2 protein-coding genes (1 of these 2 only partly in view) are annotated in these 15,252 nt (G+C 68.1%); both read left to right on the forward strand.

Features of this window, described 5'->3' with window-relative positions; genetic code table 11:
* The gene (locus IB269_RS04010; protein WP_192366456.1) at positions 1-11,073 is read left to right on the forward strand and encodes a non-ribosomal peptide synthetase; all 11,073 of its coding nucleotides are present in this window, start codon (positions 1-3) and stop codon (positions 11,071-11,073) included.
* Positions 11,073-15,252, forward strand: partial view of a non-ribosomal peptide synthase/polyketide synthase gene (locus IB269_RS04015; RefSeq protein ID WP_192366457.1) — the beginning only. It continues 12,920 nt past the right edge of the window; the window shows 4,180 of its 17,100 coding nt (coding positions 1-4,180); its start codon is at positions 11,073-11,075; its stop codon lies beyond the right edge, outside the window. Before IB269_RS04010 ends, IB269_RS04015 begins: the two co-directional genes overlap by 1 nt.

The following is a 15,252-nucleotide window of genomic DNA, read 5'->3' on the forward strand; positions in this document are numbered from 1 at the left end:
ATGACAGCACCGCAAGATATTCAGTCCCTGCGCGCCCGGCTCAGCCCCGAGCAGCGTGCCCAGCTCGATGCCCGCCTGCGCGGCGGCGGCAGCCCGGCCGTGCGCGCTGGCCAGGACATTCCACGCCGCGATCCGGCCAGCCCGGCCCTGCTGTCCCATGCCCAGCGCAGCCTCTGGCTGACCTGGCAGCTGGCGCCCGACAGCCCGGCCTACAACCTGGCCGGCAGCCTGGACATGGAAGGCCCGCTGGACGCGGGGGAGATGGCTGCGGCGCTGGACGATCTGGTGGCGCGGCACGACATCCTGCGCACGCGGATCACGGCCGGCGACGATGGCCAGGCGCTGCAGGCGGTGCAGCCGATGCAACCGGACGGGGCCACGTCGCTGCAAATGCCTGTGGTCGATATGCCAACGCAGGCTGCGCTGGAAGACGCATTGGCCGGCTTCGCGCAGACGCCTTTCGCCCTTGACCGCCAGGCGCCGCTGCGCGCCTGCCTGTACCGCCTGGACGCGCAGCGCCATGTGCTGGCGCTGTCGCTGCACCATATCGCGGCGGACGGCTGGTCGCTGCGCATCCTGGTCGACGAGCTGCTGCACTGCTACGAGGCCCGCTTGCGCGCGCAGCCCCCCGCACTGGCACCCATGCCCATCCAGTTCGCCGACTACGCGGCCTGGGAACGCCAGCGCCTGGACGGTGGCGAGCGCGAACGCCAGCTGCGCTACTGGCGCGATCGCCTGGGCCATGAACACGCGCCGCTGGAGCTGCCTCTGAGCCATGCGCGTGGCGCCGTGCAAGGCGCGGCCGAGGGCCGGCACCGTTTTGTCTGGCCCGCCGGGCTGTCCGACGCGGTGCGCGCGCTGGCGCGGGCGCGCGGCGCATCGCTGTTCATGGCCATGACGGCCTTGCTGGACCTGTTGCTGTACCGCCTGAGCGGCCAGTGCCGCATCCGCGTGGGCACGCCCATTGCCAATCGGGGCAAGGCCGAGACGCATGGGCTGATCGGCTATCTGCTCAACCTGCAGGTGCTGCAGGTCGATGCCGCGCCGCAGATGGGCTTTGGCGAACTGCTCGAACAGGTGCGCCAGGCCGTGCTGGATGCGCAGCAGCATGCGGACCTGCCATTCGACATGCTGGTCGAGGCGCTGGCGCCCGAACGCCTGCCGGGCGTGCATCCGCTGTTACAGGTCAAGTGCACGCAGCAGGACGCCATGGAGCGCGAGCGCAGCGCTGCCGGCCTGCGCGTGCGCATGCAGACACTGACGGCAGGCCAGGCGCATTTCGACCTGAGCCTAGACTTCACCGACCGGGCCGAGGGCATCGAATGCGTGTTCATCCACGACACGGGCCTGTTCGATGCGCAGCGCATCGCCGTCTTCGCGGACAGCCTGACCCGCTGCGCCCGGCAGGTGGTGGCCGCGCCCGATGCCCCGCTGGCGGCCATTGCGCTGGCCGACCCGGTTGACGTGGCTGACGGCGGCGAGGCTCCCCAGGCCGCAACCGTGCTTGCGCTGTGGAATGCCGCTGTTGAACGCCAGGGCCTGGGCATGGCGCTGCGCGCCGAAGCGCGCACCGCATCCTTCGTGCAGCTGGACCGCGCGGCCAACCGCCTGGCCGCGCAGCTGCGCGCGCAGGGCCTGGGACAGGAAACCCGCATCGGCGTGCTTGCGCCGCGTTCGCCCGAGCTGGTGCTGGGCATGCTGGCCGTGCTCAAGGCCGGCTGCGTCCATGTGCCGCTGGACCCCGAGCTGCCGGCCGATCGTCTGGCCTACCAGCTGCACGACTGCGGTGCACGCCTGCTGCTGGCGGCGCAGCCCGTGGCGTGGCAGCCGGCGATTCCTGTCTGGCCGCTGGCACTTTCCGACGACATGGAGCCTGAAGCCACCACGCAGGAGCCCGTCACGCTCCACCGCGATCAGGCCGCCTACCTTATCTACACCTCGGGCTCCACGGGCCAGCCCAAGGGCGTGGTGATCAGCCACGGCGCGCTGGCCAACTATGTGCAGGGCGTGCTGGCCCGGCTGGACCTGCCGGCCGGCGCCTCCAGCATGGCCATGGTGTCCACCGTGGCCGCCGACCTGGGGCATACGGTGCTGTTCGGCGCGCTGTGCTCTGGGCGCCTGCTGCACCTGATGGCCCCTGAGCGCGCCTTCGATCCCGATGCCTTTGCGGACTACATGCACACGCACCAGGTCGATGTGCTCAAGATCGTGCCCAGCCATCTGCAGGCCCTGCTGAACGCTGCCCGGCCCGCGCAGGTTCTGCCACGCCATTGCCTGGTGCTGGGGGGCGAGGCGACGGGCTGGGCGCTGCTGGAGCGCATCACCGCGCTGCAGCCCGCTTGCCGCGTGCTCAACCACTACGGCCCCACCGAGACCACGGTGGGCACGCTGACCCAGTCCGCAGACCAGGCCGACCGTGCAGCCGCCAGCCTGCCGATGGGCGTGCCGCTGGGCGGCACCGTGGCCCATGTGCTGGATGCGGCGCTGCAGGCCGTGCCTGCGGGCCTGCCGGGCGAGTTGTTCATTGGCGGAGCGGGTCTGGCGCGCGGCTACCAGGGCCGGCCTGCGCTCAGCGCGGAACGCTTTGTGGCCAGCCCCTTCGAGCCCGGCCTGCGCCTGTACCGCACGGGCGACCAGGTGCGTCAGCGTGCCGACGGCAGCCTCGAATTCCTGGGCCGTCTCGACGGCCAGGTCAAGATCCGTGGCTTCCGTGTGGAGCCCGGCGAAGTTGCCCAGGCGCTGCGCGAGCAGCCTTCCGTGCGCGAGGCCGAGGTGCTGGCTCTGGCCAGCGAAGACGGCCAGCTGCGGCTGTGCGCCTATCTGGTGCGCGAACCGGACCAGCCGGGCGACCATGACGGCCTGCGTGCAGCGCTGGGCGCCCGGCTGGCCGACTACATGCTGCCAGCGCACTTTGTCGATCTGCCTGCCATGCCGTTGACGGCCAACGGCAAGCTTGACCGCCGCGCGCTGCCAGCTCCTGTGCCGCAGGCGGCAACGGCTGCCACCGACGGGGGCCAGGCGCCCCAGGGAGCCACCGAGCAGCTGCTGGCCGAGATCTGGGCGCAGGTGCTGCGCACCGAGGCGCCCGGACGCCATGACAACTTCTTCAGCCTGGGCGGCGACTCCATCCTGGCGCTGCAGATCGTGGCGCGCGCACGCAAGCGTGGCCTCAAGCTCACGCCCAGGCAGCTCATGGAGCAGCAGACCATTGCCGCGCTGGCCGCAGCCACGGGCGGTGCCGTGGCGGCCGCACCAGCTGCGCCCACCGCCCCGGCAGCCCCGGCCGCTGAAGCCGGTGCAGCATTTGGCCTGACGCCTGTGCAGCACTGGTTCTTCGAACAGGCCTTTGCGCAGCCCCACCACTGGAACCAGTCTGTGCTGCTGACTTTGGGCGAGGTGCCGGACCTGGCGCGCCTGCGCACGGCGGTCAATGCCGTGGTCACCCAGCATGAGGCGCTGCGCCTGCGCTTCGCCTGCAAGAACGGGCGCTGGACGCAGTGCGTGGGCGCCGCCCCCGCGCAGGCGCCGTTCGAAACCCAGGACCTGTCGGCCGAGCGTGACGCGGGTGCGGCCATTGCGCGCACCGCCGCAGCGCTGCAGACGACGCTGAGCCTGGAGCGGCCATTCAAGGCCGTGTGGCTGGATCTGGGCGGCACGCGCTCGGGCCGGCTGCTGCTGATCGCCCACCATCTGGTGGTGGATGCCGTCTCCTGGCGCATCCTGGTCGAGGACCTGCAGACCGCCTATGCGCAGCTGGGCAAGGCCCAGGCTGTCGATCTCGGCCCGCGCACCAGCGCCTTGCGGGAATGGGCGCAAGCGCTGCAGTCGCGCGCCGCACAGTCCGCAATGCAGGCCGAACTCGCCCATTGGACCGAGACGCTGGCGCAGGCCGGCGCGCCGCTGCCCGGCCACGCCGCAGGCAGCAACACCGTCGCGGACACGGTCACGGTGGAGTGCAGGCTGGGCGAGGACCTGACCGAACAATTGCTCAGCGAAGTGCCGCCGGCCTACCGCACCCAGATCAACGACGTGCTGCTGACGGCTCTGGCACGCACGCTGTGCGCCTGGGACGGGCGCGACAGCGTGCTGGTCGAACTCGAAGGCCATGGGCGCGAGCCCTGGAGCGAGGACATGGACCTGGCCCGCAGCGTGGGCTGGTTCACCACGCTGTACCCGGTCTGCCTGCGACCGGGTGCCGACGCCGAGCCGGGCGCGAGCCTCAAGGCCATCAAGGAGCAGCTGCGCGCCGTTCCCGGCAAGGGCCTGGGCTACGGGCTGCTGCGCCATCTGGCCCCCCAAGGAACGCAGCTGCCGAAGCTGCAGCCGCAGCTCACCTTCAACTACCTGGGCCAGCTGGACCAGGCGCTGGACGGTGGCCTGGGCTGGCGGCTGGCGCGTGAGCCGGTGACCGGCCAGCGCGCACCGCAATCGTCGCGGCGCGCCTGGCTGGAAGTGGTGGCCTGCATACAGCGCGGCGAGCTGGTGCTGCAGTGGCACTACAGCGCAGCCGTGCACGATGGGGCGACGGTGCAGGGTCTGGCCGATAGCTTCCTGGGCGAGCTGCAGGCGCTGATCGCGCACTGCGTGGACGGCGGGCGCGGCGTGACGCCCAGCGATTTCCCGCTGGCCGGGGTCTCGCAGCAGCGGCTGGACAGTCTGCCTTTGCCTGCTGCGCAACTTGCCGATCTGTATCCGATGGCGCCGCTGCAGGCGGGCATCTTCTTCCACAGCGTCACGCAGGAGCAGGGATCGGCCTATGTCAACCAGTTGAGGCTGGACATGCGCGGCCTTGATGCGCAGCGGTTCCGGGCAGCATGGGAGGGCGCCTGTGACAGGCACGATGTGCTGCGCACCGGATTCTTCCAGGACACGCAAGGCCTGCTGCAGTGGGTGGCGCGCAAGGCGCAACTGCCCCTGGTGCAGCTGGACTGGCGCGAAGGTCCCGGGGGCGCTGCCACGGATCTCGATGATCTGGCCAGGCAGGAGCGCGAACGCGGCTTCGACTTTGCCGCACCGCCTCTGATGCGGCTGTGCCTGGTGCAACTGGGGCCGGACAGCTTTCATTTCATCTGGACCCGCCACCACCTGCTGCTCGATGGCTGGAGCACGGCCCGCCTGCTGAGTGAAGTCATGGGCCACTATGGCGGCGCCGCCGTGCCTGCACCGGCGGCGCAGTACGGCAGCTATATCCGCTGGCTGGGCCGCAGGGACTGTACCGCCGCGCGAAGCTATTGGCAGCAGCGAATGGCCGCGATTGCCGTTCCGACACGACTGTCCGATGCGCTGGCAGGTGATGCCGTTTCCGGCTATGGCGAACGGACGACGTTGCTGGATGCCGCAGCGACGGCTAGGCTGGCCGCCTTTGCGCGCGCCGAGCGCGTGACCCTGAACACCCTGGTTCAGGCAGCCTGGGGCCTGACCCTGGCGCATTGCCTGAGGCAGACGACCGTAGTGTTCGGCGTGACGGTGTCGGGCCGGCCTGCGGATCTGGCCGGCGCCGAGGAAATCCTGGGACTGTTCATCAACACTCTGCCCATCGTCCTGGAGGTGAACGAGAGCTGCTGCATCGGCGATTGGCTGCGCGCCGTGCAGTCGTGCAATGTGCAGGCGCGGGAACACGAGGCCATTCCCCTGCACGAAATACAGCAACTGGCCGCCTGTCCGGGACAGGACCTGTTCGACAGCATCGTGGTGTTCGAGAACTATCCCGTGGATGAGGCCTTGAGGCAGAAGGGGCAGGACGGCCTGGTCCTGGGCGATCTGTCGAGCCGGGACGAGACGCACTATCCGCTGACCCTGGTTGTGAACCAGGGGAGTCGGCTGTCCATCGGCTACGGCTATGCGAAAGACAGGATTGGCGATGCTGCGGTGGCCCAGATCGCAGCCCGCCTCGAACAGATTCTGCATGCCCTCACGTCGCCGGGTGCCGAAAGCCTGGGAGCGCTGGATCCCGTGCCGCAGGAGCAGCTGCGTGCACTGAGGGATTTGGGTGCGCCGGGGCAGGCCCCGCCGGGGTCCGGAGACATCTGCCGGCTGCTGGACGAGCAGGCACGAAGGCAGCCGGATGCCGAGGCCCTGGTATTCGGAGACCTCCGCCTCAGCTATGCGCAGTTGCACCAGCGCGCCAACCGCTTGGCGCATGGCCTGATCGGGCTGGGCGTGGGGCCAGATACAAGAGTCGGCGTGGCCACGGAGCGGTCGGCCGACACGGTCATCGGCATGTTGGCCGTGCTCAAGGCCGGCGGCGTCTATGTGCCGCTGGACCCGGACTATCCCCAGGAGCGCCTGGCCTACATGATCGAAGACAGCGGCATTGCGCTGCTGCTCACCCAGAGTGCGCTGCAAGACCGCATCCCTGCCGCGCCATCGCTGCGCCGCCTGTCCATCGATGTCCTGGCGTTCAGCTCCGAGCCCGATCAAGCGCCGCAGCGGACCATCCATGGGGACAGCCTGGCGTATCTGATCTATACCTCTGGCTCCACGGGCCGCCCAAAGGGCACGGCCGTGCCGCACAGGGTAGTTTCGCAACTGGCGGCCTGGCAGATGCAGCGCCTGCCGGGCGCATTTCGCACCCTGCTGTTCGCGTCGCCATGCTTCGATGTGAGCGTGCAGGAAATCATCTGCGGCCTGAGTTCGGGCGCTACCCTGGTCCAGACCTGCGGTGACGACCGCCATGACTTCTCGCTGCTGCTTGATCTCGTGGCGCGCCAGGCGGTCGAGAGGCTCTATTTGCCGTTCGCCGTTCTGCAACTGTTTGCCGAAGCCGCGCTGGCGCGCGGCGAGTCCCTGGGCCATATCCAGGAAATCATCACGGCCGGCGAACAGCTCAAGCTCACGCGGCCCTTGCTCGACTGGTTGGACAGGCATCCGCAATGCCGCCTGGTCAATCACTACGGCCCCACGGAATCCCATGTGGTGAGCGATTTCATCGTCGATCCCTGCAACGCCGCGGAGCTTCCGCCGATTGGCCGCGCGGCTTCCCAGGCCCAGCTGTATGTGCTGGACGGCCAGCTGCGTCCGGTACCCAAGGGCATGCCTGGAGAGCTGCACATCGCGTCCACCGTTCTTGCACGGGGCTACTTCCGCAGGCCCGCCATGACGGCCGACAAATTTGTGGCCGACCCCTTCGACGGTGCAGGCGGTCGCCTGTATCGCACTGGTGACCTGGTGCGATGGAATGCCGCAGGCCAGCTCGAATATCTGGGGCGCCTCGACCATCAGGTGAAGATCCGCGGCCACCGCGTGGAACTGGGGGAGGTGGAGGCCAGGCTCTCTGCCTGTGTCGATGTCAGGGAGGCGGTGGTTGTGGCGCGGCGGGCCGGGGCGGCCGTGCAGCTTGTGGCCTATGTCTCGCTGTCTGAAGACGCAGGGTGCGGCGTGGACGCGCTGAGGCAGAAGCTGGCGCAGTCATTGCCCGACTACATGGTGCCGGGCCGCATCGTGGTGCTCGATGCCCTGCCGCTGAATGCGAATGGAAAGGTCGACAGACACCGGCTGCCCGAGCCTGCAGACCTGCCGAGGGAGGGCTATGAGCCGCCCCAGGGGGCTCTCGAAAGCGCCATCGCACGCATCTGGGAGGACATTCTGGGTGTGGAGCGGGTGGGGCGCAGCGACAACTTCTTCGAGCTGGGAGGACATTCGCTGTTGGCGCTGCGCTTGTTGGAAAACCTGCGAGCGCAGGGCATGGACGCGCAGGCGCGCATGCTGTTCCAGAACCCTGTGCTGGCCGGCTTTGCCCATGCCGTGCAGCAGCAGGGGGCGAGGCGCCGGTTCGTCATTCCCGAGAACCTGATTCCACAGGACTGCAGCGCGCTGCAGCCCGACATGCTCGGCCTGGTGGCGCTAAACGCGCAGGAGATCCGCACCATCGAATCCCAGGTCCCCGGGGGCGCGCCCAACATCCAGGACATTTACCCGCTGGCCCCGCTGCAGGAAGGCATCTTCTTTCACCATTTGCTGCAGCCGCGCGGCGATGTCTACATCGTTTCGCATGCGCTGGGCTTTCGCAGCCGGGAACTTCTCGAGGGATTCATCCACGATCTGGACCAGGTCATCGCCCGCCATGACGTGCTGAGAACGGCCATTGTGTGGGAGGGCTTGAGGGAGCCGGTCCAGCTCGTTTGCAGGCGGGCGCAACTGAAGCTGCACTGGATGCAGGACGATGAGTGCGCGCAGCTGGCTGAACCGTCCGGCGACCTGCTGCAAGGCCTGAAGAACCATATCCATGGCGGTGACTTCCGCATCGATGTGAGGCAGGCGCCCTTGATCGAGGCATTCGCGGCCCATGACGTGCCTGCCGGACGATGGCTGCTGGTCTTCGCCAGCCACCACATCGTGCTCGACCATGCGACGCTGGATCTGGCGATGGACGAGATCGCGCTGATCCAGCAGGGCCGCCATGGCGAATTGCCTGAGCCGGTGCCTTTCAGGAACTTTGTCGCCCATGCACGGCATGGCATCGCCGAGTCCGAGCATGAAGCCTTCTTCAGCGACATGCTGGGCGACGTTGACGAGCCGACCACGCTGTTGGGCATGTCCGATGTCCTGGGCGACGGCCGCGATGTCGAGGAAGTGCGCGCTTCGCTGGAGGACGGGCTCGCTGCGGCCGTGCGCCTGCAGTCGCAGCGGCACGGCGTGAGTTCGGCCACGCTGTTCCACTTGGCCTGGGCCCAGACGCTTGCGCAGTTGACGGGCAAGGACGACGTGGTCTTCGGAACCGTGCTGTTTGGCCGCATGGACAGCGGGCAGGGCGCGCACCGCTCCCTGGGCCTGTTCATCAATACCTTGCCCATGCGCGTGCGCCTGGGGTCGCGCAGCCTGCGATGCTGCCTGATGGATACCCACGGTACGCTGGCTTCCCTGCTGCACCATGAACATGCCAGCCTTGCCCTGGCCCAGCGCTGCAGCAGCCTGCCTGGCGACGTGGCCCTGTTCTCCTCGCTGCTGAACTACCGCTACAGCCGCACCGAGGGCGTGCGTGCCGAGCACCATTGGGAGGGCATGGAGTCGCTGGGGTCCAGGGACCGCACCAACTACCCGGCCACGGTAGGCGTCGACGATCTCGGCCAAGGCTTCTCCCTGGCCGTGCAGGTCATCAAGGCGATAGGCGCAGCGCGCGTGCATGCCGTGCTGCTCCAGGTCCTGCATGAAATCACCTCGGCGCTGGCCGAGCGTCCCGATATGGCCGCCTGCGAAATCAAGACCATGCCGGCCGACGAATGGGCCGGGCTGCTCGATGCCGGCTCCAACACCGAGCGCCATGCGCATCCGCTGCCCGTGCACGAACTCATGGAGCGCCAGGCCCGGCTGCGTCCCCGTGCCCCGGCCTTGGTCTGCGGTGATGTACGCCTTGACTACGGCACGCTCAACGCCCGCGCCAACCGCTTGGCCCGCCATCTGGTGCGGCAGGGTCTGCGGCCGGGTGTCCGGGTCGGCCTGTGCGTGGAGCGCAACGCCGACATGGTCCTGGGCGTGCTGGCCGTGCTCAAGGCGGGCGCCGCCTATGTGCCGATGGACCCCGAGCATCCCGCGCAACGTCTGCTGGCCATGGCGCAGGACAGCGGTCTGGGCCTGCTGCTGGTGCACGGGCATCTGCGGCCGCATTTTGCGGGGCTGGGTCCCGATGTTGCCGTGATGGCGCTCGACGGCCTGGATCTGAACACCGAATCCGATGCCGATCTCGGTCTGGCCCTGCATGCCGAACAACTGGCCTATGTGATCTACACCTCGGGATCAACAGGCAAGCCCAAGGGCGTGATGGTGCGGCACGCGGCACTGTCCCAGTTCATCCTGAGCATGCAGTCCCGCCCTGGCATGCAGGCCGACGATGTGCTTTTGGCCGTGACCTCGCTGTCCTTCGATATCGCAGCGCTCGAACTCTATCTGCCCCTGTCCTGCGGCGCACAGATAGTGCTGGCTCCACGTTCGGCGGTGCGCGACGGCCAGGCCCTGGCACGGCTTGTGGAGGCCAGCAGCACCACGGTGCTGCAGTCGACGCCGGCCGGCTGGCGCTTGCTGCTTGCGGCGGGCTGGCCTGCCAGACCTCCAATGCGCCTCAAAGGCCTGTGTGGCGGCGAAGCGCTGCATGAGGACCTGGCGCAGGAACTGCAGACGCTTGGTGTGGAGCTGTGGAACATGTATGGGCCCACGGAAACCACCATCTGGTCCAGCGCCCAGCCTGTCGTGCAACAGGCCGTCCCCGAGGTGGGCCATGCCATCGCCGACACGCGTCTGCTGGTGCTGGATGCAGGCTTGCGTCCTGTGCCAGAAGGCGTGACCGGCGAACTCTACATCGGGGGCGCCGGCCTGGCGCGCGGCTATTCCGACCGTCCGGGTCTGAGTGCGGAGCGCTTTGTTGCGGACCCATTCAGAGATGCCGGCGAGCGGCTGTACCGCACCGGGGATCTGGTGCGCTGGACGGCTCCGGGCAGGCTGCAGTATCTGAGCCGCATGGACCATCAGGTCAAGGTGCGGGGCTTTCGCATCGAACTCGGCGAGATCGAGGCCCAACTGCTGGCCCAGCCCGAAGTGCGCGAGGCCGTCGTCGTGGCCCGGCCAGACCCTGAGGGGGCAAGACTGCTTGCCTATGTGGTGGCCGCTGCGGACACGTGCATCGACGCGGCGCAGCTGCGCCAGAGGCTGGGCGAGCTGCTGCCCGACTACATGCTGCCTTCGGGCATAGGCGTGCTAGAGGCCTTGCCTCTGAACGTGAATGGAAAGGTGGACCGCCGCCGGCTGCCCGCCGTGGAGTTCGAGGCGCAGCAGGTCTACGAGGCGCCGAGCACGGAGGCCGAGCAGATGCTGGCCGGCATCTGGACCCAGCTGCTGGGCGTCGAGAAGGTGGGCCGCAACGACAGCTTCTTTGCCATGGGCGGTCATTCGTTGCTGGCCGTGCAGCTGGTGGCCCGCGTCCAGGGCGCCATGCAAGGCGACATGGAGATACGCGACGTTTTCCAGAACCCGGTGCTCAGCGACATGGCCGCATGTCTGCGGCCTGTTGCTGCAGCCACGGATGCCAAGCAGGCCTTGGCAGACATTGATTCCTTTATAGACAGTATCGAGGGGAGCCTTTGATGAACGAAATCTCGACACGCCGCATTGCCGAGCGTTTCGCCCAATTGCCGCCAGAGCAGCGCCGCATGGTCTATCAGAAGATCAGTGCCGAAGGCATGCGGATTGGGCAGTTCCCCATTCTGGCGTGCGAGGCTGCGGTCCAGGAATGCAGTGCCCTGTCCTACGCGCAGCGCCGGCAGTGGTTTCTGTGGCAGCTCGATGCCACGAGTTCGGCCTATCACATCGCGCAGGCCACGCGGCTGCTGGGTGAGCTGGATCTGCAGACGTTGCGCGCATGCTTTCAGCTGCTGGTGGATCGCCATGCCGCGCTGCGCACCGTCTTCACCGCCGGCGGTCCGGCAGGCGTGGAGCAGCGGGTTGCGCCCGGCCTGGCCCTGGACATTCCGCTGATCGATCTGAGCGGATGTGATGACGACCGGCGCGATGCCTTGGTGGACGAGGCGGTGGCCGCAGTCAACCGGCAGCCGTTCGACCTGGCCCGGCAACCGCTGTTGCGAGCTGCCGTGGTGCGCCGGCATGCGCGCGAGCATGTGCTGGTGGTGGTGATGCACCACATCGTGTCTGACGGCTGGTCCATGCGGGTGCTGCTCAAGGAGTTCCTGCAGGCCTATGGCGCGATGTCGCGCGGCGAAGCGCCTGTGCTGGAGGCGGCTCCCATCACCTATGTCGACTACGCCAACTGGCAGCGGCAGTGGCTGGAGGCCGGGGAGAACGAGCGCCAGCTGGCCTATTGGCGGGGCCAGCTCGGCGACACGCATCCGGTGCTGCAACTGCAGACCGACCATGCGCGGCGCGCCGATGGCCGCTACACCGCAGCACGTTGCACGGTGCTTGCCGACGAGCCACTGACCCGGCGCCTGCAGGCGGCTGCGCAGTCCCGTGGCGCATCGCTGTTCATGGCCTTGCTGGCAGGCTTCCAGGCGCTGCTGCATCGCCATACCGGCGAGTCCGACATTCGTGTCGGTGTGCCCAATGCCAACCGCAACCGCGTGGAGACCGAGCAGGTGGTCGGCTACTTCGCGAACACCCAGGTCTTGCGCGGCCGCCTCGACGGCCGCACCACTCTGGGCGAATTGCTGGACCAGGCAGTGCGCACCACGCTGCAGGCCCAGGACCATCAGGACCTGCCGTTCGATGTGCTCGTGGAGTCTCTACAGCCGGAGCGCGGCAGCGGACACAGCCCGCTGTTCCAGGTGATGCTGAACTTCCAGCAGGCGCAGGCGGCCTCTCTTGCAAACCTGCCGGGGCTTGGGCTTGAGGCCTGCGAGATCGGCGACCAGGCTGCGCAGTTCGAACTGACGTTGGACATCGGGCTGGACGGCTCCGGGCAGATGCGGCTGACCCTGATCTATGCACGAGAGCTGTTCGAGCCAGAAACCATGCGCAGAATGGCCGGCCACTATGTGGCGCTGCTCGAAGCCCTGTCCGGCGATTTGGCCCTGGCCCTTGGCGAGGTCCCGCTGCTGGACCCTGCCGAGCGGCAATTGCTGCAGGCCCGGGGCATGGGACACGACCTGGACCGTGCGCCGGCTGCCGGCGGGCAGTCGCTGATTCACCATCTGATAGAGGACCAGGCGCGGCGGCACGGCGCGGCCGTTGCCGTGACCTGCGAAGGGCAGGCGTTGAGCTACGCCGAACTCAATGCGCGCGCCAACCGCCTGGCACACCACCTCATTGCGTGTGGCCTGGTGGTTGAGGCCAAGGTCGGATTGATGGTCGAGCGTTCGCTCGACATGGTGGTTGGCCTGCTGGCCATCCTCAAGGCCGGCGGTGCCTATGTTCCGCTGGATCCCCGGTATCCGGCCGACCGGCTGGCCCATATGTTGCAGGACAGCGATATCTCGCTGCTGCTGACACAGCAGGCGCTGGCCCCGGCTTGCCCGCAGCGCAGCGGCATGGTGATGCTGGCCATCGATGGGCTGGATCTGGAGGGGGAGTCCGATCTCGATCCGGCCCTAGCCCTGCATGCAGACGGCCTGGCCTATGTGATCTACACCTCCGGCTCCACGGGCCGCCCCAAGGGCGCGCAGCTGAGCCACCGCAACGTGGCGCGGCTGCTGGACGCCACCGAGGCCTGGTTCGGCTTCGGGCCTGACGATGTCTGGACGCTGTTCCACTCCTACGCCTTCGACTTCTCGGTCTGGGAGATCTTTGGCGCGCTGTGCACGGGCGGGCGCCTGGTGGTGGTGCCGTACTGGGTCAGCCGCTCGCCCCAGGAATTCCTGGCTTTGCTGCGTGCGGAGAACGTAACGGTTCTCAATCAAACACCTTCGGCCTTCGGGCAAATCATGCACAGCCCGGCGCTGCATCGTGGCGAAGGCCTGTCGCTGCGCTGTGTGATTTTTGGCGGCGAGGCGCTGGAGCCGGCAACGCTGAAGCCCTGGTTCGACCTTTTCGGCGACCAGAGCCCCAGGCTGATCAACATGTACGGCATCACCGAGACCACGGTGCATGTGACCTACCGGCCGATCACGCGGGCGGACCTGGACCGTGGGCGCAGCGCCGTGGGCCTGCCCATTCCCGATCTCGGCCTGCGCGTGCTCGATGCCGACCTGAATCCGGCGCCCATGGGCGTGGCCGGCGAACTCTACGTGGCCGGTGCGGGCCTGGCCCGGGGCTATGGCGGCCGTGCGGACCTGACGGCGCAGCGCTTCATCGCCGATCCGTTCGGTGCGCAGGGCCGTCGTCTTTACCGGACCGGCGATCTGGTGCGCTGGAGCGCCGAAGGAGAACTGGAATATCTGGGCCGCATGGACCAGCAGGTGAAGATCCGCGGATTCCGCATCGAGCTGGGCGAGATCGAAGGCCAGTTGCTCGCGCAGCCCGAGGTGAACGAAGCCGTGGTTCTGGTTCGGCCATCACCTGCGGGTGAGCGGTTGGTCGCCTACGTGTCCGCAGCCCGGGACTGCGAACCCGATCCGGCTGCGCTGCGTGCGAGGCTGGAGGCGGGCTTGCCCGACTACATGGTTCCTTCCGCCATCATCGTCATGCCCGAGGGCCTGCCCCTGAATGCGAACGGCAAGATCGACCGCAAGGCCCTGCCTGAGCCCGATGCCCCCCAGGACCTTGGATACCAGGCGCCTGCGGAGGGCGCCGAGGCCGCCATCGCAAAGATATGGGCCGAGGTGCTGGGCGTGGAGCGCGTCGGGCGGCACAGCAGCTTTTTCGAACTGGGCGGGCACTCGCTGCTGGCGATACAGCTGCTGGAACAGGTCCGCAACCAAGGTTGGGCCGTGGAAGTGCGCACGCTGTTCCACAAGCCCCGGCTGGCCGATTTCGTCCAGGCCCTGCAGCCAGTGGCCGAGGCAGCGGTCTGCGCCGTGCGGGAGGATGCCGGCGGCATGGGCATTCCTGCAGGCTGCCAGCGAATCGAACCCGACATGCTTGCCCTGGTCCGGACAACGCCCTCACAATTGCGCGCCATCGAGGCCGCCGTACCCGGCGGGGCGGCCAACATCCAGGACATCTACCCGCTGACGCCCTTGCAGCAGGGCATTCTGTTCCACCACCTGCTGCAGTCTCAGGGTGACACCTACATCACCTCCCACACCCTGGCCTTCGACAGCCGCCAGCGCCTGGAGCGCTTCGTCGAGAGTTTCGACACCGTGGTTGCGCGCCACGACATCCTGCGCACGGCAGTCTTCTGGGAAGGCCTGGAGACCCCGGTGCAGGTCGTTTGCCGCGAGGCCAGGCTGCAGATCTCCTGGCTCGCGGAGCCAGCCAGCGGCGCGCCCGCGCAGGATCCGGAAGCGAGGCTGGAAGATGCCGCCGAGGGATACCGCATCGATTTGCGCCAGGCGCCCCTGATCCACCTGGTGGCGGCTCATGATGCCGCCCGGCAGCGCTGGCTGCTGCAGATCCTCGCGCACCACATGGTGGACGACAACACCACGCTCAAGCTGGTTGTGGGCGAAATCGCCCTGATCCAGCAGGGGAGGGTGCAGGAACTGCCTGCGCCGCTGCCGTTTAGGCGCTTTGTCGCCCATGCGCAAGCCGGCGTCGGCACGGCTGAACACGAGGCCTTCTTCCGCGCCATGCTGGGCGATGTGCAGGAGCCGACGGCACCTTTCAACCTGCTTGATATCCAGGGCGACGGCTCCCTCGTGGACGAGGCCCGGCAAACGCTGGATGCGGAACTGGCAGTGCGGCTGCGCCGTCTGGCGCAGCGGCATGGCGTGA

It is taken from the genome of Delftia sp. DLF01 (genome assembly GCF_014852125.1).
Lineage (GTDB): Bacteria > Pseudomonadota > Gammaproteobacteria > Burkholderiales > Burkholderiaceae_C > Comamonas > Comamonas acidovorans.

What these genes read in the sequence shown, in the direction of transcription:
- IB269_RS04010 (WP_192366456.1), top strand. Translation starts at nt 1, where the DNA reads ATGACAGCACCGCAAGATATTCAGTCCCTGCGCGCCCGGCTCAGCCCC.